The sequence below is a fragment of the Phytoactinopolyspora alkaliphila genome (assembly GCF_010550695.1).
Classification (GTDB): domain Bacteria; phylum Actinomycetota; class Actinomycetes; order Jiangellales; family Jiangellaceae; genus Phytoactinopolyspora; species Phytoactinopolyspora alkaliphila.
This window is the reverse complement of record NZ_JAAGOB010000008.1, coordinates 268,288-288,308: the sequence shown is the minus strand read 5'-3', so window position 1 is coordinate 288,308 and position 20,021 is coordinate 268,288. Positions and strand designations below refer to the sequence as shown.

Genomic DNA, 20,021 nt, shown 5'->3' with positions numbered 1-20,021 from the left:
CATGACCCAGGTGGAAGACCGTTCGCCGGTGCGAGTAGAGCAGGATGACCACCTGCTCGCGCGGATTCGGCGACACGCCGAACACTCTCCCGACCGCCCGATCCTCGCGATCCCCGCCGACGGCGAGTGGCGCGAACTGAGCTGGTCGGCCCTGAACGCGCGGGTGCGCGATGTGGCGGCAGGTCTGGTGGCTCGAGGTGTCGAGCGGGGCGACCGGGTGGCGCTGATGAGCCCGACCAGGGCCGAGTGGACTCTGACTGACCTCGCCGTGCTCAGCGCCGGTGCCGTCACCGTCCCGCTGTACCACACAAGCTCCGTCGAGCAATGCCGCATGATCCTGCGTGACGCCGGTGTCCGGCTCGCCATCGCGGCCGGCGACGAGCTGGCGGACCGGCTGCGGGAAGCCCACGACGTCGAGGTGGTGATCCTCGACGACGACGGCCTAGACCGGCTTGCCGCCGAGGCCGGCGACGACGATCGAGCCGACGTGGACCGCCGGGTGCACAACCTGACCCACGACGACATCGCCACCATCGTCTATACGTCGGGCACCACGGGCGACCCGAAGGGTTGCGTTCTCACCCACGGGAACCTGGCGTGGACGACGAGCCAGACACGGCACCAGCTGGAGGGTGTGCTCCGTGAGGGCGGAACGCTGCTCCAGATGCTTCCGCTCGCTCACATCTTCGCCCGGGTGATCCAGTTCGTCTGCCTCGATGCCAATCTCGTCGTCGGGTTCCCCTCCACCGCCTCGGACCCACGCGAGGACGTGCGCTCCTTCCGCCCGAGCCTGTTCGTCGGAGTGCCGAGAGCCTTCGAGAAGATTTACGAAGCCGCCCGGCAACAGGCCCGGGGCAAGGTCAGGCAGCGGATCTTCCGCTTCGCGGTGGCCACTGCGCAGGCCTGGTCCAGAAGCGAACGGCACCGACCCGTCCTCCGGGCACGACGGGTGATCGCGGATCGGCTCGTCTTCTCCCGGCTACGCGCGGCCCTGGGCGGGCGAGTCCGGCACTGTGTCTCCGGTGGCGCGCCGCTCTCCACCGACCTCGTGCACTTCTTCCACGGCGCGGGCATCCCGATCTACGAGGGGTACGGGCTCACGGAGACCACCGGCCCCGCGACCGTCAACGCCCCGGACGCCCTGCGGGTCGGATCTGCGGGGCGGCCGCTGCCGGGGACGCGGATCCGAGTCGACGACGGCGAGATCCTGGTGCGCGGAGGGCATGTCTTCCAGCGCTACTTCCACGACGAGGGCCGCACGGACGAGGACTTCGACGGCGACTGGTTCCGCACGGGTGACCTCGGCGAGGTCGACGACGACGGCTTCCTGTACGTCAAGGACCGGAAGAAGGAGCTGATCGTCACGGCGTCCGGCAAGAACATCGCTCCAGTGCCGCTCGAAGACCGTGTCAACCGCCATCCCCTGGTCTCCCAGTCGATGCTCGTGGGCGACCAGCGGCGGTTCGTCGCGGTGCTCGTGACCCTCGACGACGCCGAGCTGGCGTCGTTCGCCCGCGAACGCGGGCTGGACGGCGAGCGCGATGAGCTGATCGCGCACGAGGAGATCCGCGCCGAGGTGAGCAAGGCCGTCGACGAGGCGAACACGCTGGTGTCCGAGGCGGAGTCGATCCGGCAGTTCGTGATCCTGCCGCGCGAGTTCCTGGAGGAGCGGGGCGAGCTGACCCCCACCCTGAAGCTGAAGCGGCAGGACATCGCCGAGCACTTCTCCGACGAGATCGACTCGATCTAAGCCTGACGTTCGCGCAGGTCCCGGCGGTGCGCCTCCAGCGTCATCAGCTCACCGAACAGCCGGTTGTACACCTCTGTCTCCGCCGACGGATCGGTGCGCTGCAATCTGGCCTTGAGGCTGACCAGCCGGCGGGACACCCAGACCTCGGTGAGCCGGAGGACGACCGACTCGACATAGCGGGGGACACCGGCGTCGTCCGCGGGAATTGTCTCGACGGCCAGTTCGGACAGGACGTGGCGAGTGACGTCGTCCCCGGCGGCGGCCAGCAGTGCTTCCATCCACGCTGCCCCACCACCTTGGGTGGCGCAGCCGCCGGCCTTGGCGATCGCTTCCCGGACGGCCCGGAAGACAGGGGAGAGAAAGGCCTCCGGCTCGATGGCGTCGAAGCCGGGCCCGGCGAGCGCCGGACGCTGAACCGCCACCCGCAGCACTTCGCGCTCGAGTCCGAGCGTCTGCGGGTCGACGGTGCCGTGATTCGGCACGCCGAGTGCCTGCTGCGCCGCGGGGGCCGGCTCGGGACGGCGACGAGGAGACCGATCGGGTGCGCCCGCGGCGGCTCGCACTCGACCCACCACGTCGCGTTCCCAGGTTTCGGAGTGACCCTCGGGAGGGCCTACCCATCCGGACAGTCGCACGGCGTACTGGTCTCGCAGTGACCGGTCCCGAATCCGGGAGATCAGCGGAATCGCCCTGTTGAGTGCCTGGCTGCGGCCCTCGGGGTGGTCGAGATCGTAGGCGTCCACCATGGTGCGGATGGCGAACTCGAAGAGCGGCCGGTGGCGTGCGATGAGCTCGCGCACCGACGCGTCACCGGAGCGGATCCGCAGCTCGCACGGGTCCAGGCCGTGGGGTTCGATGGCGACGTAGGTCTGCCCGACGAAGCGCTGGTCGCCTTCGAAGGCACGCAGAGCCGCCTTCTGGCCGGCCTCGTCGCCGTCGAAGGTGAAGATCACCCGGCCGCGGTACTCGTCCTGGTCGCGCAGTAGCCGTCGCAGGATCCGGGCATGGTCGTCGCCGAACGCCGTACCGCACGTGGCCACGGCCGTGGTGACGCCGGCAAGGTGGCAGGCCATGACGTCGGTGTAGCCCTCGACGACCACTGCCTGGGAGCTGCGGGCGATGTCCCGTTTGGCGTAGGTCACCCCGTACAGGAGATGGCTCTTCTTGTAGATGCTCGTCTCCGGCGTGTTGAGGTACTTGGCCTCCACCCGGTCGTCGTCGTACAGACGGCGGGCGCCGAAACCCACCACGTCACCGAACAGATCGTGGATGGGCCACACCAGGCGGCCGCGGAACCGGTCGTACGGGCTGTTCCGGCCCTGCGCGACGAGGCCGGCGCTGATCAGCTCGTCGTCGCTGAAGCCCTTCTGCCGTAGATGCTTGCGCAGCACCTCGCCGCCCTTGGGTGCGTAGCCGACGCCGAACTTCTCCGCCGCCTCACGGTCGAAGCCACGCTCGGAGAGGAACTGCCGCCCGGTCATGGCCTCGGGGGACGAGGTGAGCAGGTCCGAGTAGAACTCCGCGGCGATCCGGTGCGCGTCGATCAGCCGGCTGCGCTGCTCGCGGTTCTGCCGGGGACCTGCGGTTCCAGGTTTGGTCTCCTCGTAGCGCAACTGCAGGCCGACCTTGTCCGCGAGGCGTTCCACCGCCTCGGTGAAAGACAGCTGCTCGTGCTTCTGGAGGAAGGAGATGACATCCCCACCCTCACCGCATCCGAAGCAATGGAACAGGTTGACCTGTGGGCGGACGTTGAACGAGGGGCTTTTCTCGTCATGGAAGGGGCAGAGTCCCTTCAGCGACCCGCCGCCGGCCGGGCGAAGGGTGACGTACTGGGAGACGATGTCCTCGATCCGGGCACGTTCTCGTACCGCGGCGATGTCGTCATCACGGATCCGGGGCACGCTGCCGAGTCTAGGGCGTGCGCCGCGAACTGTGCCGGCGTGGGCGCGGGCAATCTCCATGCGCCCACCGCAGCGTCATCACCGGCCGCCGGCCCGAGGACGATCAGGTCAGAAGCAGGCCCGCCGCGAGCATGAGCATCAACCCGGCGATCACGGCGTCGAGGACCCGCCACGCACCCGGACGCGCGAAGAACCGGCTCAGCCACCGCGCGCCGTAGCCGAGGGCGAAGAACCAGGCGAAGCTGCCGGCGACGGCGCCCGCGCCGTACAGCCACCGGGCGTCGCCGTGCTGGCTGGCCAGCGATCCGAGAAGCAGCACTGTGTCCAGGTAGACGTGCGGGTTGAGGAAGGTGAAGCCCAGACAGGTGACCAGGGCCGCGCCGAGCGTGGTGGGCGCGCGGTCCGCCGCGGTCATCGCCCGGGGCCTGACTGCCCGGCGCACGGCCAGCATCGCGTATCCGGCTAGGAACGCGGCGCCGCCGTAGCGGGCGATATCCATGGCGACCGGCTGCGCCGTCAGGATGGCCCCGAGCCCTGCGATGCCGGCGGTGATGAGCAAGGCGTCGGCAGCGCCGCACAACATCACGATGGGCAGGATGTGCTCGCGTCGCAGTCCCTGCCGCAGCACGAACGCGTTCTGGGCACCGATGGCGACGATCAAAGTGAGGCCGGTGACGAACCCGACGGCCAGCGTGGGAAACGGCGAGGTCAGGGCGACATGGTCGGCTGCCGCGAGAGAGATGGGCACATGCCGAAAATAGGTGAGCGGTGTTGATGAGTCCAGCTAATCTTTCTAAGGATGGATTAGAGCGTCTTCATCGTGCTGAGGAACGCGAGATCGGAGAGGTGTGCAGGTGGGCTACGAGGGAGGCAGCAGGGGTACCGGTCTCGGCCTCGGTATCGATCTGGCGCATCTGGCGGCTTTCGCCGCCGTGGTCGACGAGGGGAGCTTCGAGGCTGCCGCGCGCGAACTGCATGTGACCCCATCGGCGATCAGCCAGCGGATCAAGTCGCTCGAGGCCCGTATGGGCCGGATTCTGGTGCGGCGTGCCAAGCCCTGCCGGCCGACCGAGGCGGGCCAGGTGCTGGTCCGTCTCGCCGGCCAGACGGCCCTGCTTCAGCGCGAGGCGCTCGCCGACCTGGCAGGAGGGCCGCCGGCACCCGCGACGGGGCTCCGGATGCAGATGGCCGTCAACGCTGACTCGCTGGCCACGTGGTTTCTACCGGCCCTGGCGACACTGGCTTCCGGATACCCGGCGACCTTCGATATCCGTCAGGAGGACCAGGACCATTCGGTGGCGCTGTTGCGAGACGGCTCGGTCATGGCGGCGGTGACGGCCGAGCCCCGTGCCGTTCAGGGCTGCCGGGTGGAGCCACTGGGCGCGATGCGCTATCTGGCCGTGGCCTCGCCGTCGTTTCGCGACCGCTATTTAGGCCCGGGACTGTCGCCGGACCGGCTGTCTGCCGCCCCGATGCTGGTGTTCAACCGCAAGGATGCTCTGCAGCAGCGTTTTCTGGCGCGGCTGGCCGGCCGTGAGCTCGATCCCCCGGTCACGTTCTTGCCGTCGTCCCACGGGTTCGCGGAAGCGGCCCGGCTGGGGCTGGCTTGGGGGATGGTGCCGGAGCAGATGGTCCGGGACGGACTCGACCGGGGGGATCTCGCCGAGATCGCCCCGGGTGCGTTCCTCGACGTCCCGCTGTACTGGCAGCGATGGCGGCTGGATTCGCCCGCACTGGCGGCGCTGACCGCCGCGGTCACGCAGGCCGCGGCGGCCAGTCTGCGCCGCTGAGCCGGAGCTGTTGGGCTGGAGCCGTTGGGCTGGAGCCGTGGATCCGGTGGCGATCGGCGCTCAGGCCGGGTCGGCTTAGAGGCCGCGCAGAATGGGAGTCGCCGGGCTCGCGTGCCCGGGCATCCCGACTAGCGGCGTTGTCGTCAGTCAACGCACAAACCCGGTGCGACTCCCTCCTCCGCCTTGCCAGCCGGGCGCCCGGCCCCGTTCACTGTCCAGCGCCCCATTCTGCGCGGCCTCTTAAGCGCTCGACTGGTCGAACACGTGGACGGTATTGCCGAACGGATCGGTGAACGTGGCGGACCGGCCGTCGGGAATGTCCATGACGTCGCCGACCCACGTGAACTCGGAATGCTCCTTGACGAAGGCCTGGACGTCGGGAACTTCGCAGAACATGCCGGACGCCCAGCGCGGATGATCGTCCGGGGGGACGTCGAGCATGAGCTGGATCGGAGAGCCGGGAAGCTCGAAGGCCACCGTCTTGTCGCCCTCCCGCCACGCCTCGTCCAGGCCGAGCTCATCGCGGTAGAAGGCGAGCGCGGACGGCAGGTCACGCACGGACTGGTACATGAAGGTCAGTTTCATGCGACGAACATAATTCGATTACGGAAAGTCGTCAAGCGGTTATGATGGCGTGGTGCCTGAATGGATCCCCGTGCCCGGCTCGGTCAAAGCGAGGCTGATCGAGGCTGCCATGCACCACTTCGAGCGGGCCGGCTTCGAGGGGTGCGGCGTCACCGAGCTCGCCGCCAAGGCCGGCGTGACCACGGGCGCCCTGTACCACCACTTCGGCTCCAAACTGGGCCTCTACGTGGCAGTCCGCGGTGACCTGGAGAAGCGCGTCGTCGACCGGATGGAGGGGGCGGCGCAGGGCGCTGCCGCGGCGGGCGCCGACGGGTCGCCGTCCGCGAACAGATCTCCGCCTGCGCATGAGCCTCCGGCCCACCACACGTGGACTGTGGGCGAACGGGCGGTGGTCCGGGCGGCGCTCCTCGTGGCCTTCGACGCCGCCGTGCGCTTCAATGCCTGCCGGCTGCTCGGCGAGCCTCCGTTGCCGGGCGGCGGGGAAGGCGGCGAAGGCGGCGAGCGGGCTGGCGCTGGTGCTGGCGCTCGTGCCGGTGCCGAGGCGGGCCCGTCGGGTCATCCGGACCCGATCGAGGTCGCGCTCCGGGCGCACCTGCCGGACCGGCTCGCCGTGGGTGCGGCGGTCCTGGTGGCAGGCTGGCGCGCCGCGTTGCTGAGTGTCGCCAACGGCGCGCCGGCGGAATCCGCGCGAGCCGCCCTGGAGTTCATGCTCGGGCCGCCCGCTTGAGACAGTGGCGCCATGAGCACACGAGGCGGTTCGCGGGAGACGGTTGTCGTTTCGGCGACAGGGGCAGAATTGGCCGGCCTGGCGCGCCGGGCCACCGGGAACGGGAGCGCCGGGAACCGAGTCGCTGAAAACCAGGAAGGTCACGAGCGGCGGATCATCGGCGTGGTCGGCGCGCCTGGCGCTGGGAAGTCGACGTTCGCCTCTGCCCTCACCCGGGCCGTCGGGGTGGGTGCGGTCGGCCTGCCGATGGACGGGTATCACCTGGCGGACGCCGAGCTCGAGCGGCTCGGGCTGCGCTCTCGAAAAGGCGCCCCCGAGACCTTCGACGCCTATGGCTATGCCGCTTTGCTGGCCCGGGTGCGAGCACGCGAGCCGCACATCGTGTACGCGCCCGGGTTCGAGCGGGTCCTGGAGCAGCCGATCGCCGGGGCGTTACCGATCGGGCCGGAGCCGGATGTGGTGATCACCGAGGGGAACTACCTGCTGCTCGACGGGCCGGGCTGGCGCCGGGCGCGATCCCTTATGGACGAGGTGTGGTTCGTGGTCACAGGCGAGGAGCTCCGGCAGCGCCGGCTCGTCGAGCGTCACATTCGGTTCGGCAAGTCGCCGGAGGCAGCGCGAAGGTGGGTGGCTGAAGTCGACCAGCCGAACGCCGCTCAGGTCGCGGCTTGCCAAGATCGCGCTGATCTAGTGGTTGACCTGCGTCGATGGGAGTCATGACGACGCTTGACGCAGAACGGCCGAACTTGACGAATCGATCATCTCTCGGTCAAGGGCTAGAAAGGTGACGCGAATCACGGCAAACTAGGTCCCGGCAAAGGGTCCGAACCCGACCGGAGGTGGTGCCGGTGGCGTTCACCACCGTCGCGCGCGCAGGAGCAGTGCCCTCGCCGAGACGACCAGCCGACCACGAACCACAGCCGTCTCCTGATCTGCGCGCGGTGCCCGATCTGGATGAGCATGAAGACGCCGTCGCACCAGCCCGCGGCCCCGAGGCGTTCAGCTCCGGGCAGGATCTCGTCCGCCGCTACCTCGACGAGATCGGCCGGGTGCCGCTGCTCTCCGCGGCAGAGGAAGTGTCGCTCGCAAGGGCGATCGAAGCGGGCGTCCTCGCTGAGGAACGCATGGCCCACAACGGCCCGGCCGACCCGGACTACGCCGACCTGGCCGAGGTCGCCGTCGCCGGACGTGCCGCGAAACGCCGGCTGACCGAAGCCAACCTGCGCCTGGTCGTCTCCGTGGCCCGCCGCTATGCCCGTCGTGGGCTGTCCCTCCTCGATCTCGTGCAGGAGGGGAACGTCGGGTTGATGCGCGCCGTCGAGCGGTTCGACTTCGCCCGCGGATACAAGTTCTCCACGTATGCCACCTGGTGGATTCGCCAAGCCATCGGCCGGGCGCTGGCCGAGCAGAGCCGCACCATCCGGTTGCCGGTGCACGTCGTGGACGAGCTGAACCGGATCCTCCGCGCGCGACGCTCCCTGTGGCAGGCACAAGCGCGCGAACCCACTCACGAGGAGCTCTCCGCCCATTCCGGCGTGGCGCAGGAGCGGATCACCGACCTGCTGGCGTTCGTCGATGAGCCGGTCAGCCTGCAGGCCCCGGTCGGCGACAAGTCGGAGCAGTCGTTCGGGGAACTGGTGGAGGACACCGACGAGCTGTCGCCGGCGGAGATCGTCGCCCAGGCGATGCTCAAGGACCAGGTTTCGTCGGTGCTGTCCTGCCTGAGCGAACGCGAGCAGTCCGTGGTGCGGCTGCGCTACGGACTGGACGACGGCCGGATGCGCACGCTCGAGGAGGTGGGCCGGTTGCTGGGAGTCACCCGGGAGCGCATCCGCCAGATCGAGCGGCGGACTCTGAGCAAGCTCCGGCAGGAGGAGTCCACCGTGGAGCTGCGCGAATACCTGCGTTGACCGAGCGGAGACGCTGCTCCGCCGTACCGCCGGACGCCCCATAGAGTAGTGGGGTGCTGCGACGACGACGCCAGAATCCCGAGATCGAAGGCCTGTGGGCCGCCGAACGTGTGCTGGTGCGGGCGGATGGTCCACAGGGGCCGGTGGCCGCGACGGACCAGCGGCTGATCTGGGCGGACGGGTCCATCGCCTGGCATGAGATCGAACGCGCCTCCTGGGACGGGGACGACGAGGTCCTGACGGTGGAGCCGGTGGCCACCTCTGGTCGCAAGCGGGTCCACCGGCTGCCGATCGCCACGCCGGGACGGCTCGTCGACGTCGTCCGGGAGCGGGTCGTGGCGAGCGTGGTGATCAGCCGGCACGTCCCGCTGCGGGGTCGCCGTGGGGTCCGGGTCACCGGGCGGCGCCAAGCTGACGGCGAGCTGATCTGGAGCGCCGTGCTGGATCCGGGCATCGACATGCGGGACGCGGAGACTCGTCACCAGGTGGACACCGCCGTCGCGGCCGTGCGCCACGAGGTGGAGGTGCGCTAGAACTGATCCGTGATTGCTGACATCGCCCTGCGTACCTGTACCGACGACGACTTCGCGGCCGTCACCGCCCTGGTGTCCGGCGCCCTGCTCATGGAGGCCGACGACGACGTTCTCGCGGTCCGGCGGCTCGTGTTCGAGCCCGCCCGCACCCACGTCGCCGTCGACGCGGACCGGATCGTGGCAGCGGGCGGGGTGTTCACCCGGGAGATGACCGTCCCCGGAACGACGCTCCCCGTGGCGCACGTGACGGGTGTCGGCGTGGCGCCGACACATCGCCGCCGTGGCCTTCTCACCGCGGTGATGACGGATCTGCTCGACACTGTGCACACGGCCGGAGCGGAGCCGATCGCCGCCTTGTGGGCCAGCGAGGGAGGTATCTACGGCCGCTACGGCTACGGGCTCGCGTCGTGGAACGTGGGATACGAGCTGCTCACGAAGGAGACCACGGTGCCGGGCGTCACTCAGCCGGGCCGGCTGCGCGAGGTGGTTCCCGCGGAGGAACGCGCGACCATGGCGGAGGTGCTGGACCGCGCGCGAGGCACCTACCCCGGTGTCTCCTCCCGCCCGGGCGGATGGTGGCAACGGCGCACCGCCGATGTGGTGTCGCGACGGGGAGGATGGTCGGCGGAGCGAGCGGTGCTGTGTTCCGGGCCGGACGGCGCCGACGGATACGCGATGTGGCGCACCAAGGGCGGCTGGGGTGCGTCCGGGCCTATCGGAGAGGCTATGGTCACCGAGGTGGTCGCCGAGACCGCGGAGGCCTATGCGGCACTGTGGCGCTTCCTCGTCTCGATCGACCTGGTCCGCACCGTGCGCTACGAGTTCGCCGCCGTCGACGAGCCACTGGTCCACCTCCTCGACAATCCCGGCGGGTTGGTCCGCTCCACCGGGCCTGGCCTGTGGGTACGGGTGGTGGATCTTCCGGCGGCTCTGGCGGCCCGCCGCTACGCCGCGCCGGTCGACGTCGTCCTCGAGGTCGATGACGAGTTGATCCCGGGCAATGCCGGCCGGTGGCGACTGGTCGGCGATCGCTCCTCGGCGACCTGCGTGCTGACCACCGCCTCGCCGGATCTGACTATGGACGTGGGGGTCTTGGGTTCGGTCTACCTCGGCGGCGTGTCGCTGCGGTCCCTGTCCGACGCCGGGCTGGTGCGAGAGCACGACGCCGGCCGGGTCGCCTCCGCGTCCGCGGCCTTCGGCTGGGACCGGGCACCGCGATCCTGGGAGATCTTCTAGTGCAGGACACGACTGGCGCCCTGCACCGGAGATCCGCAGGGGGCGGGCGGACAGGTCGCGGGCGCACCCGAATGGATACTTCCGCGCATACGGGGCAAGCTTGTCGGTGATGTGGGTACGCAGGAATCTGGCCATGGCGGTGGCGTGCGCGACGTTCGTGCTGGGATGCACGTCGTCGCCCGACGACGACGCAGAGCCCGCGGGGCCGGGACATGGCACGGAGTTCAGCCCCGAAGAGCCGGAGGCCGAGCCGCCTGCCCAGGCGCAGACAGCACTGCCGGGAGAGGACGTCGTCGTTCTTTCCGCGGCGACGGCGGGGGAGCGGGCCGCACGCACGAGTGAGATGGTCTTCGACCACGCACCCGTGGTTGTGCTGGCCGCCGCCGACGACCTGCCCGCTCAGGCTGCGGCCGCGCCGGTCGCCGTGGGCCTCGGTGTCCCACTGCTCCTGGCGCCCGGTGAACCCAGTGCGGATGCGCGGCATTCGGAGGACGAGATCCAGCGGCTGGACCCGCAAGCTGTCCTCGCGTTCGGCGCGTCCGCGTCACGGTGGGCCGAGGACCTCGGCGGCGTCGAGGTCTCGCGAGCGCCGGATGATCCCCGCGACCTGTCCGAACTCACCGGGGTCGACCTGGGCGAGCCGGTCGAGGTGGACGGCGAGGACGTCGTCACGGCGGTGGCCGGCCTGGACCCAGGAAACCCTCAGTCCGGCGGCGAGCCGGTGGCCGCGTCGTCGTTTCCCCGGGTCGCGCCCGGCGAACCACTCGAGAACCTGACCGTGCTCACCGATCCGGACGAGGGGAACCTCGCAGCGGCCGCGACGGCCCGCGCCAGCGGCGCCCGCGTTCTGGTGACCGACGAGGCGGATCCGCGCGCCGATCCGGACCTGATCGCCGCACTCGCCCGGGAGGACACTGACGGGAACGACGAGGCGGACACCGTCCGGGCGCTGGCGTTGGGTGACTCCTTCGGCTCGCCCGAGACACTGCGGAAGCGGCTTGCGGTGGCCGCTACCGGTAGGGAACTGCCTGGGGGCGGTCAGGTGCTGTTCCCGCACCGCCGCTTCATCGCGCTCTACGGCACGCCGAGATCGTCGGCCATGGGAGCGCTGGGGGAGCAACCACTCGAGGAAGCCATCGAGCGGGCCCAGAAGAATGCGGCGGAGTACGACGGTTTGGTCGACGAGCCCATCGTTCCCGCGTTCGAGATCATCACGACCATCGCGCACACCGAGCCCGGACCGGACGGCGACTACTCCTCCCGGACTCCCGTGCAGGAGCTGCGGCCGTGGGTCGACGCCGCCGCCGAGGCCGGGGTCTACGTTGTGCTTGATCTGCAGCCTGGCCACACCGATTTCCTCTCGCAGGCGAGGGAGTACGAAGAGCTTCTGCTCGAACCGCACGTGGGCCTCGCCCTGGACCCGGAGTGGCGGCTCGAAGCGGGCCAGCGGCACCTGAACCAGATCGGCAGCGTGGACGCGGCGGAGATCAACGAGGTGTCGGAGTGGCTCGCAGCGCTTACCGAAGAACACCAGCTGCCGCAGAAGCTACTGATCCTGCATCAGTTCACCCTCGCCATGATCGCCGACCGGGAGGACGTGGAGACCGGGTACGACGAGCTCGCGATCCTCATCCATGCTGACGGCTTCGGCACACCTCAGCTCAAGTTCGAGACATGGAACCGGCTCCATGCTGACGCGCCCGACGGCATCTGGTGGGGATGGAAGAACTTCATCGACGAGGACCAGCCCACATTCACCCCAGAGGAGACCATGGCGATCGAACCGGCGCCGTGGTTCGTCTCTTACCAATAGGCCCGCCGTTTCAGCCGCCGACGTCCGGGACCGCGGGGCTCAAGTGTCGTGCGATCACTCGGCGCGGGCTGAGCCGTTCTTGTACCACGCGATCTTGTCCCGCAGGTGGTTCTGCTGCCGGCGCAAGTGATCGAGCTGCTCCTCGACGGCCCGGTCGTGCTCTTCGAGGATGGTGACCCGGGCGTCGATGGTGTGATCGCCCTCGCGGCAGAGCTGGGCGTAGCGGAGCATCGCCGCGATCGGCATTCCGGTGTCCCGGAGGCAGCGCAGGATGTCGAGCCAGCCGAGGTCGTCGTCGCTGTACAGCCGCCGGCCACCTGCTGTCCGGGCGACGTCGCTGAGCAAGCCGATTCGTTCGTAGTAGCGCAGAGTGTCCAGGCTGAACCCCGTCTTGTCCACTACCTGCGCGGGCGAGTATTGCTGCTGCATGGCCGCAGTGTGCCACCTCGAGTGTGCTCCAGGTCAAGGATTCGCGCCCATGCCAGGGTTTGTGGTCGTAATTGCGCCCGAAACGTCCGTTTCCAGCGACCACAACCCATGCCAGGGTTTGTGGCGGCGCTGGCTTGATCTGGAGCGGCGGGAGCTGACCAGTGGTCAGCGGGGCGCCTCGACGCCGCGTAACGCCTGCGCTCGGGTCGGCGTGTATGGGCTACCGTGAGGCAGATGTCGCACATAGTGGTTCCGTATCACCTTGACGAGGATCGGCCGAATCTCGACATCCCCCTTCCCGCGGATGTCACGATCACCGCGGAGTTGCCCGAGGGCGACACCTGGCACCGTATGGCGCATCTCTACGAGCGGGTGGCCACCGCCGTCGCCGACGACATCGGTGCGGGCCAGCGCCCCACGGTCATGTCCGGCGACTGTACGGTCTCCATGGCGACGGTCGCTGGCATGCAGCGAGCCGGCCTCGATCCCGCGATCGTGTGGTTCGACGCGCACGGGGACGTTCAGACGCTGGAGACGTCCACCTCGGGCTACCTCGGCGGGATGCCCCTGCGGATGCTGGTGGGTTACCGCCCGGAGCTGATCGCTGAGCGCTTGGGTCTGCTCCCGGTGGCCGAGGAGAAGGTCGTACTCGTCGATGCGCGCGACCTGGACTCCGCCGAGATCGACTACCTCCATGACTCGGCGATCACCCGCTGCGGTGTGTACGACCTGGTGGGTGACGGCGCCGCGGTGGATCGTCTGCCACCAGGCCCCATCTACCTGCACGTCGACTTCGACGTGGTGGATCCGGGCGAGTTGCCGGACACGCTATTCCCGGCGCCCGGTGGGCCGGGCCTCGAGACGGTTCTGGCCGCGATCCACCGGATCAAGGAGACCGGCCGGGTCGCCGCCACGGGACTCGGCTGCACCTGGCGGCCCGGGCACGGTAGCGCCGAGCGCATCCTGGCATACGGGGCCGACGCGCTCGGGTGAACGCGCCGGCCCCGTGCCGGACGTGAATCGCGCTTCGCGTGTCAGTAGGCGTACAGCTCGGCCAGAGCGCCGTCGCGAGTGAAGAGCGCAAGGTTGTCCCCGCCGTTTTCAGACCGCCCGCCCGCCCGAAGTCGTTGTCGTAGCGGGCGTTGTGGGGGTTGCGGGTGCCGGAGCCGGACTGGACCTGTTCGACGGTCAAGATTCACGCCCGGGTCTTGCGGATTTCACCGGCGGTCGGCAAGATCACCGGCATGCGCTTTCCTCACACTCTCCGCGTCGCGCTCACGGCCATCCTGGCCAGCGTGCTCACCGCGGCTACCGTCCTGACCGTGACCGCCACAGCATCGCCCCGCTCGGCCCAGCCGTCCGCACCGGACCGTGAGGTGCGGGTGATGAGCTTCAACATCCACCACGGCGTCGGGCTGGACGGCCGCCTCGACCTCCGGCGGGTCGCCGATGTGATCGAACAGGAAGACGTCGACGTCGTTGGCCTCCAGGAGGTGGATCGGCACTTCTCGGAGCGAAGCGATTTCGTCGACCAGGCGGCCTGGCTGGCACGCGAGCTCAACATGCACGTGGTGTACGGCGCCAACATCGATCGGGACCCGCTGAATCCGGGCGAACCGCGCCGGCAGTACGGAACGGCGATCCTCAGCGACAGGCCGATCCTCGACTGGGAGAACACGTATCTGCCTCGATACGAGGGACACGAACAGCGCGGCCTGTTGCGGGCACGCATCGTCGTACGGGGCGTGCCGGTGCAGGTCTACAACACACACCTGCAGCACAACGACGCCGCGGAGCGGCTCGAGCAATCCGAGGCGATCAAGGACATCATCGGCACGCCCGACGAGTCGGTGGTCCTGCTCGGCGACCTGAACGCCACGCCGGAGGCGCCGGAGATCACCACCCTCCTCGACGACCTGGTGGACGCGTGGGAGGAAGCCGGTGTCGGCGACGGCTACACCATTCCCAGCGAAGGGCCGAACCGCCGCATCGACTACGTGCTCACGTCGGGAGACGTCGTCGCTCGCAGCGCGGCCGTGGTGACCACTGACGCGTCGGACCACCTGCCGGTCCACGCCGACCTGCTTCTGCCCGGTTCGAAAGTCGGCGTTGGCGCTGGCTGATCACCTGGTTGGCCGACCGGTGGAGGTGCCGGTCGGCGCCGGCTGGGGCAGCTGATCGGGTGCCGGCTGGGGCGCGTCGCCAGCGGGGTCAGGTCCCGCTGGCGGCGGCCTCGGTCTCGGGGAAATCCAGGTCTGGCGGCGGCGTGTCCGGTGCGGGACCCGGAATGCGCGCCAGCGCGCTCGGCCACCACATCCACCGGCCGATGTCCAGCGTGAGCGCGGTGACGAGGATGGACCGCACGATCATGGTATCGAGCAGGACACCGAAGGCCACCGCGAAGCCGATCTGCGCGAACGCCACCACCGGCAGTGTCGCGAGGACCGAGAAGGTTCCCGCCAGGACCAAACCGGCCGAGGTGATGACGCCTCCGGTTGCGGCAAGACCGATGAGCGCGCCTCGCCGGGTGCCGACCGCCTTGGACTCCTCGTGCACGCGCGTCATCAGGAAGATGTTGTAGTCGATGCCGAGCGCGACGAGGAAGACGAAGACGAACAACGGGAACGCGGTGTCGACCCCCGCGAACCCGAAGACGTGCTCGAATATCAGGACGCTGGCGCCGAGGGCGGCGGCGAATGACAGCACCACCGTTGCCACCAGCAGTAGCGGCGCGACAAAGCTCCTCAGCAGGAGAGCCAGGATCACAAAGACCGCGAGCAGGACGAGCGGCATGATCACCATACTGTCCCGGGCGGCGGCTTCCTGTGCGTCGTAGTTGATCGCGGTGGTACCTCCCACCGCGGCGTCGGCATTCGGAATGGCATGCAGGCTCTCCCTGACCTGAATGACCGTGTCCTGCGCGGCGGAGCTGTCCGAGGCGGACTCCAGGGTCCCTTCCAGGTAGGCGACGCCGTTGACGACCATCGGCTCGGTGACATCGGCGATGCCGGGCGTGCCGGCGAGCGCCGCGCGTACCTCGTCGGCGGCACTCGCGTCGCTGACCACCACTACCGGGTTGCCGGCGCCTGCCGGGAAGTGTCTGGCCAGCGCTTCCTCCCCGGCGATGGACGCTGGCTTGTCGACGAACGCATCCCGGTTCTGCATCACCCCGGCGTCCAGGTTGACCAGGCCCAGTGCCATCGCGCCGAGCGCCAGAGACGTGACGATCCAGACGACTCGCGGACGGCGGCTGATGCCGCGGCCCATCCGCGCCCACAGCCCCTTCTCGGTAGGCTCGCCGGAGCCGAACGCAGGTCGCACCGGCCAGAAGATCCAGCGCCCGGCCACGACCAGCAGCGCCGGCAACAGAGTGAGCATGGCCGCCAGGCCGATGGCGATGCCGACGGCGAGAACCGGTCCCATGCCTCTGGTCGAGTTCATGTCGGCGGCAAGAAGGCACAGCATCCCGACCGCCACTGTCGAGGCGCTCGCGATGATCGCGGGTCCGGCCCGGTGAAGTGCGAAGGCCATCGCCTCGTGCCGGTCCGCGTGCCGGCGTAGCTCTTCGCGGTATCGAGCCACCAGGAGGAGCGCATAGTCGGTGCTCGCACCGAAGACCAGCACCAGCAGGATTCCCGCTGTCTGTGCGTTCACAGTGACGTCGGCATAGGCCGCCAGGAGATAGACGACGGCCTGCGTAACGGTCAGCGCTGTGAACGCGGAGAACACCGGGATGATCCACAGGATGGGGCTGCGGTAGGAGAGGAGGAGGATGACAATCACCACGGACATCGCGGCCAGGAGCAGTGTGCTGTCGATGCCTTCGAACGCGTCGGCGAAGTCGGCGGCGACGCCCGCGGGCCCCGCCACGTAGGCGGCGAGCCCATCGGGGCCGCCCTCGACGATCCCGGTCATCTCCTCGACGACTGCGCCCAGCTCGAACCATCCGCCGTCGCCTGGATCGACGGTGACGACGACCTGCATCGCTTCTCCGTCGGCGGAGGGAAGCGGCCCGATCACGTCGCCCGTGACGCCGGACAGGCTGGTGAAGAGCTCAGCATCCTGAGCGGCCTTCGCCTGGTCGTCCGCGGTGATCCCGCCGGTCCGTTCGTAGACGACGATCGCGGGCAGTTCCTCGCCGCTCTGAAACGCTTCCTGCTGGAACTCGAAGACACGGGTCGACTCGGCATTGCCCGGAAGCCACGACGCGGCGTCGTTCTCCTGCGCGCCGGTGAGCTTGGCCGACAGTGGGAACGCCACGGCCATGGCGGCGATCCAGAACGCGAGCACGGCCCATTTGGTGCGGCGCCCGCAGACGAGCGGCGCCAGATTGCGGGTAGACATCGCCTCGGCCCCCCCAAGGTGGAGCCCGGGCGCCCACCCCCCGTGGGCGCGTCGCTCCACGGCTGAGTGTAGACCCGTCGCGCCGTGATGGAACCCCCTTTTGAGCAACGAGTTCAGGTCCGCGCCGCGGCCGAACCCGGGTTGATCTGCCAGTCGCTGATGCCACCGGGATGCTCCTTGTGCTCGGCGTCCGCGCGGGTGGTCAGCGGAACTCCTGTGTGCGCTCTTGATGCCAAGGCGGCGGCGCGCTGCGTTGGAGGCGTCGCTCGATGGATCCACATGGAGATCCTCATCCGCCGGGCGGTGCTGCCGGGGGCGGCGGCGGTGATGCTGGGGGCGGCGGCGGTGTGGCTGGGTATGGTGGCAAGGGCGACTTGACGTTATTGCACTTGAAAGGACTTGTATCGAACATAAGTTCGATATATACTTGATCTTAGGTTCACTCCAGGAGACGATCTTTGGTCGCACCTGTAGTGGCGGGTTCTGAAGGCCGGCGGCTCGGCACGTGGGAAGGGGGTGGATGTGGTGGGCGTAGTGGTGCATGTTCCTGCTGCTGATGGTGGCCGGGACGGTGGCGGCGACGGCGGGGTGAGCGGTAGTGTGCGCGTGCCTGACGGGCTCGCGGCGATGCCGCCGGGTGCGGAGTTGGCGGCGGTGCTGGCCCGGTTGCCGTTGCAGCGCGTGTGTGGGCGTGACACGGTCGAGGTGATGGCGGCGGCCTATCGGCAGAGTTGTCATGATCGGGCGGTATTCTTGGCGACGCTGCTGGAGACGGGGATGCGTCAGCCTGGGTCGGCGGATGGCCTGGCCCGTGTCGAGCATCCGGGGGAGTTCGCGGCCGAGGAAGCGCGGGCGGCGCTCGTGTGGTCCAGGATGCGGGCCAGCGCCACGTTCGCGTTCGCGTGGGACGTGCATCAGCGGTTGCCGATGCTCGGTGAGGCGATGTACGCGGGGGTTCTGGACGAGCCACGGGCGCGGGCATTCGTGCAGTGGACCACCGAGTTGACGGATGAGCAGGCGGCGCAGATCATTGCGCAGTTGTTGCCGCAGGCGCCGGGGCTGCTGGTCGGGGAATTGATCGACCGGATCAAGAGGGCCGCGATAGCCATTGACCCGGATTGGGCTGAGCGGCGTTACCGGCGGGCGGTCAAGGGGCGCCGGGTGGAAGGCTCACGCAACGATGACGGGTCGGTGGACATCCGCGGCCGGGACCTGCCTGTTGACCGGGCAGCTGCTGCCTATGACCGTATCGACACGCTGGCCCGGGCGTGTAAGCGAGCCGGAGACCGCCGCCGTATCGATCACATCCGGGCGGACCTGTTCTTGGGCATGCTCGATGCCACCTTCGAGCTCATGAGCGATAAGCAGATCATTACCCACGTGCTGAACCACCCCTTCACCGACCATGACGACCATGACGGCGACGGGTGCGACGACGGCAGCGGCGGTGATCAGGGCGACGACGGCGGGGGCGGTGACCAGGGCGACGACGGCAGCGGCAGTGAGCAGGGCGACGACGGCACCGGAGACGACAGCGGCGGCCACGGCGGCCACGGAGACGACAGCGGCGGCCACGGCAGCGGTAGTGGTAGTGGTAGTGCTGGGATCGGCGGTGGTGGCGCGTCGGATGGCGACCGTGGCTCCGAAGGCGGCGGTGATGGCGGCGGGCAGCAGCGTCCCATCGTTGGTCCCGGGACAAGCAGCGTCGGGCGTGCGTCGGACGGCGAGGGCCTCGGCACGTCGGGCAGCGGTGAAGGCGGCGGGAGCGGTGATGGTGACCCACCGGGCGGGCTGGGAGGTGTCGCGTCCGGGTGGTCGGTGCGGGAGTTGCGGATCGAATTGGCCACCTTGGTGGGCTTGAACGAGCGTCCGGCTGAGATCCCCGGGTGGGATTTCGTGCCCGCTTCGCTGGGGCGTGGCATGGTGGCCGCCATGACAGACGCGCAGTGGCGGTGGGTGGTGTGTGATCATCACGGTCGAGCCGTCGATTGTGGTCTCACGCGACGTCGGCCCCGCCGGCCGCCTGGATCGCCGTCTGGATCGCCGTCTGGCCGGGCGAGTGATCGGCGACGGCGTGGCATGGTCGAGGTCCACGTGAGTCTGCTCGATCTCGACGCGCTGCTCGCGTGTGCCCGCGATCGTGACGGCGCGTGGACGGCAGTCATCCACGACATCGTCAACCAATACCGAGCCGGCGCTGAACCACCTGGCAGGTCCAAGGGTCGCGGCGACGGAGCCACCGGCACGGTCGCCGATGCCGCCTCTGGCCTCGACGGAGGCTTCAGGTCGGCTGATGTGGCTGCGCAGGCGCTGCGGGATGCGTGCAGGCGGGTGGCTCGAGCTGGGCTGCGACGAGTGGTGCAGGTCAGGGATCGGTCGTGTACCCATCCCGCGTGCCGGGCACCGGCCACACGCACGGATCAAGATCATGCCAGACGGCATGCCGATGGTGGACTCAGTATTGCGGAGAACTTGGGGTCGTGCTGCCGGCATGACCACCGGCTCAAGGACGAGGGCGGCTGGCGGGTCCGCAAGCCCGCCCCGGATCTGACGGTGTGGCACAGCCCGCTCGGCCATCGATACCTCAATCGCGTGCCTCCCGTGATACCGCCGCTGCCGCGGCCCCGTCCCGGCGTCGCGGGCGACCGGTATGACAATCCCATCGAGGTGAACGCACGCCTGGCCCGGATCCGCGCCGCCACCGCCCGGGCGCGCCCCGCTGGTGCTGATCGCGGTCACGACGGGCATGACCACCGCAGGGGTGACAACGGTGGGCGGTACAGCCACGCGGGATCAAACGGCGACGGCGGGAGCGGCCACGCGCAGCGAGATGGTGACACCGGCAGGCACGGCGACCCGTCGCCCGGCCGCAACCCCCGCCGCGCAGACCTGCCCCCCTTCTGACTAGCCCGAAGCTCAGGGATGGCGCATACGTACTACGTATGGGCACATCTGGTGAGAGCCACGGCCACAGTGCGCGCCGGTGCCGGGCGGTTTCAGTTT

17 protein-coding genes are annotated in these 20,021 nt (G+C 69.2%); 11 read left to right on the top strand and 6 right to left on the bottom strand.

The window, feature by feature from the left end; genetic code table 11:
- The first annotated feature begins 1 nt into the window (after window position 1).
- Entirely contained in the window at window positions 2–1,750 is a 1,749-nt protein-coding gene (locus G1H11_RS16560; protein ID WP_163819688.1) for an AMP-dependent synthetase/ligase, read from the top strand.
- Here the strand turns inward: G1H11_RS16560 and dnaG are convergent.
- Entirely contained in the window at window positions 1,747–3,651 is a 1,905-nt protein-coding gene (dnaG, locus tag G1H11_RS16555) for a DNA primase (RefSeq protein WP_216843828.1), read from the bottom strand. The genes G1H11_RS16560 and dnaG overlap by 4 nt on opposite strands.
- A gap of 103 nt (window positions 3,652–3,754) precedes the next feature.
- Window positions 3,755–4,363, bottom strand: coding sequence for a LysE/ArgO family amino acid transporter (locus G1H11_RS16550; protein ID WP_163819725.1), 609 nt, complete (start codon window positions 4,361–4,363; stop codon window positions 3,755–3,757).
- A gap of 142 nt (window positions 4,364–4,505) precedes the next feature.
- Between G1H11_RS16550 and G1H11_RS16545 the strand changes: the two genes are divergently transcribed.
- Entirely contained in the window at window positions 4,506–5,441 is a 936-nt protein-coding gene (locus tag G1H11_RS16545) for an ArgP/LysG family DNA-binding transcriptional regulator (RefSeq protein ID WP_163819686.1), read from the top strand.
- Window positions 5,442–5,681: 240 nt separating this feature from the next.
- On the opposite strand, the gene G1H11_RS16540 is transcribed toward G1H11_RS16545, so the two are convergent.
- Window positions 5,682–6,026 (bottom strand): VOC family protein, encoded by a 345-nt coding sequence (locus G1H11_RS16540; protein WP_163819685.1) that lies wholly within the window; start codon window positions 6,024–6,026, stop codon window positions 5,682–5,684.
- A gap of 52 nt (window positions 6,027–6,078) precedes the next feature.
- Here G1H11_RS16540 and G1H11_RS26585 point away from each other — a divergent pair, with 52 nt between their 5' ends.
- The 6 genes from G1H11_RS26585 (at window position 6,079) to G1H11_RS16510 (ending at window position 12,245) form a co-directional block, all read left to right on the top strand.
- Entirely contained in the window at window positions 6,079–6,753 is a 675-nt protein-coding gene (locus G1H11_RS26585; protein WP_163819684.1) for a TetR family transcriptional regulator, read from the top strand.
- A 12-nt stretch (window positions 6,754–6,765) separates the two neighbouring features.
- Window positions 6,766–7,473: a nucleoside/nucleotide kinase family protein gene (locus G1H11_RS16530; protein ID WP_163819683.1), complete on the top strand. Its 708-nt coding sequence runs from the start codon at window positions 6,766–6,768 to the stop codon at window positions 7,471–7,473.
- A gap of 128 nt (window positions 7,474–7,601) precedes the next feature.
- Window positions 7,602–8,663, top strand: coding sequence for a sigma-70 family RNA polymerase sigma factor (locus G1H11_RS16525; protein ID WP_163819682.1), 1,062 nt, complete (start codon window positions 7,602–7,604; stop codon window positions 8,661–8,663).
- Between the two features lie 53 nt (window positions 8,664–8,716).
- On the top strand, window positions 8,717–9,196 hold the full coding sequence (locus G1H11_RS16520) for a hypothetical protein (protein ID WP_163819681.1): 480 nt from the start codon (window positions 8,717–8,719) through the stop codon (window positions 9,194–9,196).
- Between the two features lie 9 nt (window positions 9,197–9,205).
- Complete coding sequence (locus tag G1H11_RS16515; RefSeq protein ID WP_163819680.1) at window positions 9,206–10,432, top strand: GNAT family N-acetyltransferase; 1,227 nt, start codon at window positions 9,206–9,208, stop codon at window positions 10,430–10,432.
- A gap of 109 nt (window positions 10,433–10,541) precedes the next feature.
- Window positions 10,542–12,245 carry a hypothetical protein gene (locus G1H11_RS16510; RefSeq protein WP_163819679.1) on the top strand — a complete coding sequence of 568 codons (1,704 nt, stop codon included), beginning with the start codon at window positions 10,542–10,544 and terminating at the stop codon, window positions 12,243–12,245.
- 54 nt (window positions 12,246–12,299) lie between these two features.
- Here the strand turns inward: G1H11_RS16510 and G1H11_RS16505 are convergent, their stop codons facing one another.
- Complete coding sequence (locus tag G1H11_RS16505) at window positions 12,300–12,674, bottom strand: MerR family transcriptional regulator (RefSeq protein WP_163819678.1); 375 nt, start codon at window positions 12,672–12,674, stop codon at window positions 12,300–12,302.
- 234 nt (window positions 12,675–12,908) lie between these two features.
- On the opposite strand from G1H11_RS16505, the gene G1H11_RS16500 reads away from it, so the two are divergent.
- Both G1H11_RS16500 and G1H11_RS16495 read left to right on the top strand, forming a co-directional pair.
- Window positions 12,909–13,667 (top strand): arginase family protein, encoded by a 759-nt coding sequence (locus tag G1H11_RS16500; RefSeq protein ID WP_163819677.1) that lies wholly within the window; start codon window positions 12,909–12,911, stop codon window positions 13,665–13,667.
- Between the two features lie 251 nt (window positions 13,668–13,918).
- Window positions 13,919–14,797, top strand: a complete 879-nt coding sequence (locus G1H11_RS16495; RefSeq protein WP_163819676.1) for an endonuclease/exonuclease/phosphatase family protein — start codon at window positions 13,919–13,921, stop codon at window positions 14,795–14,797.
- 88 nt (window positions 14,798–14,885) lie between these two features.
- Here the strand turns inward: G1H11_RS16495 and G1H11_RS16490 are convergent, their stop codons facing one another.
- On the bottom strand, window positions 14,886–17,018 hold the full coding sequence (locus G1H11_RS16490; RefSeq protein WP_163819675.1) for an MMPL family transporter: 2,133 nt from the start codon (window positions 17,016–17,018) through the stop codon (window positions 14,886–14,888).
- 113 nt (window positions 17,019–17,131) lie between these two features.
- Entirely contained in the window at window positions 17,132–17,299 is a 168-nt protein-coding gene (locus G1H11_RS16485) for a hypothetical protein (RefSeq protein WP_163819674.1), read from the bottom strand.
- 241 nt (window positions 17,300–17,540) lie between these two features.
- Here G1H11_RS16485 and G1H11_RS16480 point away from each other — a divergent pair, with 241 nt between their 5' ends.
- Window positions 17,541–19,922 carry a DUF222 domain-containing protein gene (locus tag G1H11_RS16480; protein ID WP_163819673.1) on the top strand — a complete coding sequence of 794 codons (2,382 nt, stop codon included), beginning with the start codon at window positions 17,541–17,543 and terminating at the stop codon, window positions 19,920–19,922.
- Window positions 19,923–20,021 lie beyond the last annotated feature (99 nt).

What these genes read in the sequence shown, in the direction of transcription:
- G1H11_RS16560 (WP_163819688.1), top strand. Translation starts at nt 2, where the DNA reads ATGACCCAGGTGGAAGACCGTTCGCCGGTGCGAGTAGAGCAGGATGAC.
- G1H11_RS16540 (WP_163819685.1), bottom strand. Translation starts at nt 6,026, where the DNA reads ATGAAACTGACCTTCATGTACCAGTCCGTGCGTGACCTGCCGTCCGCG.
- G1H11_RS16530 (WP_163819683.1), top strand. Translation starts at nt 6,766, where the DNA reads ATGAGCACACGAGGCGGTTCGCGGGAGACGGTTGTCGTTTCGGCGACA.
- G1H11_RS16510 (WP_163819679.1), top strand. Translation starts at nt 10,542, where the DNA reads ATGTGGGTACGCAGGAATCTGGCCATGGCGGTGGCGTGCGCGACGTTC.
- G1H11_RS16505 (WP_163819678.1), bottom strand. Translation starts at nt 12,674, where the DNA reads ATGCAGCAGCAATACTCGCCCGCGCAGGTAGTGGACAAGACGGGGTTC.
- G1H11_RS16500 (WP_163819677.1), top strand. Translation starts at nt 12,909, where the DNA reads ATGTCGCACATAGTGGTTCCGTATCACCTTGACGAGGATCGGCCGAAT.
- G1H11_RS16495 (WP_163819676.1), top strand. Translation starts at nt 13,919, where the DNA reads ATGCGCTTTCCTCACACTCTCCGCGTCGCGCTCACGGCCATCCTGGCC.
- G1H11_RS16490 (WP_163819675.1), bottom strand. Translation starts at nt 17,018, where the DNA reads ATGTCTACCCGCAATCTGGCGCCGCTCGTCTGCGGGCGCCGCACCAAA.
- G1H11_RS16485 (WP_163819674.1), bottom strand. Translation starts at nt 17,299, where the DNA reads ATGTGGATCCATCGAGCGACGCCTCCAACGCAGCGCGCCGCCGCCTTG.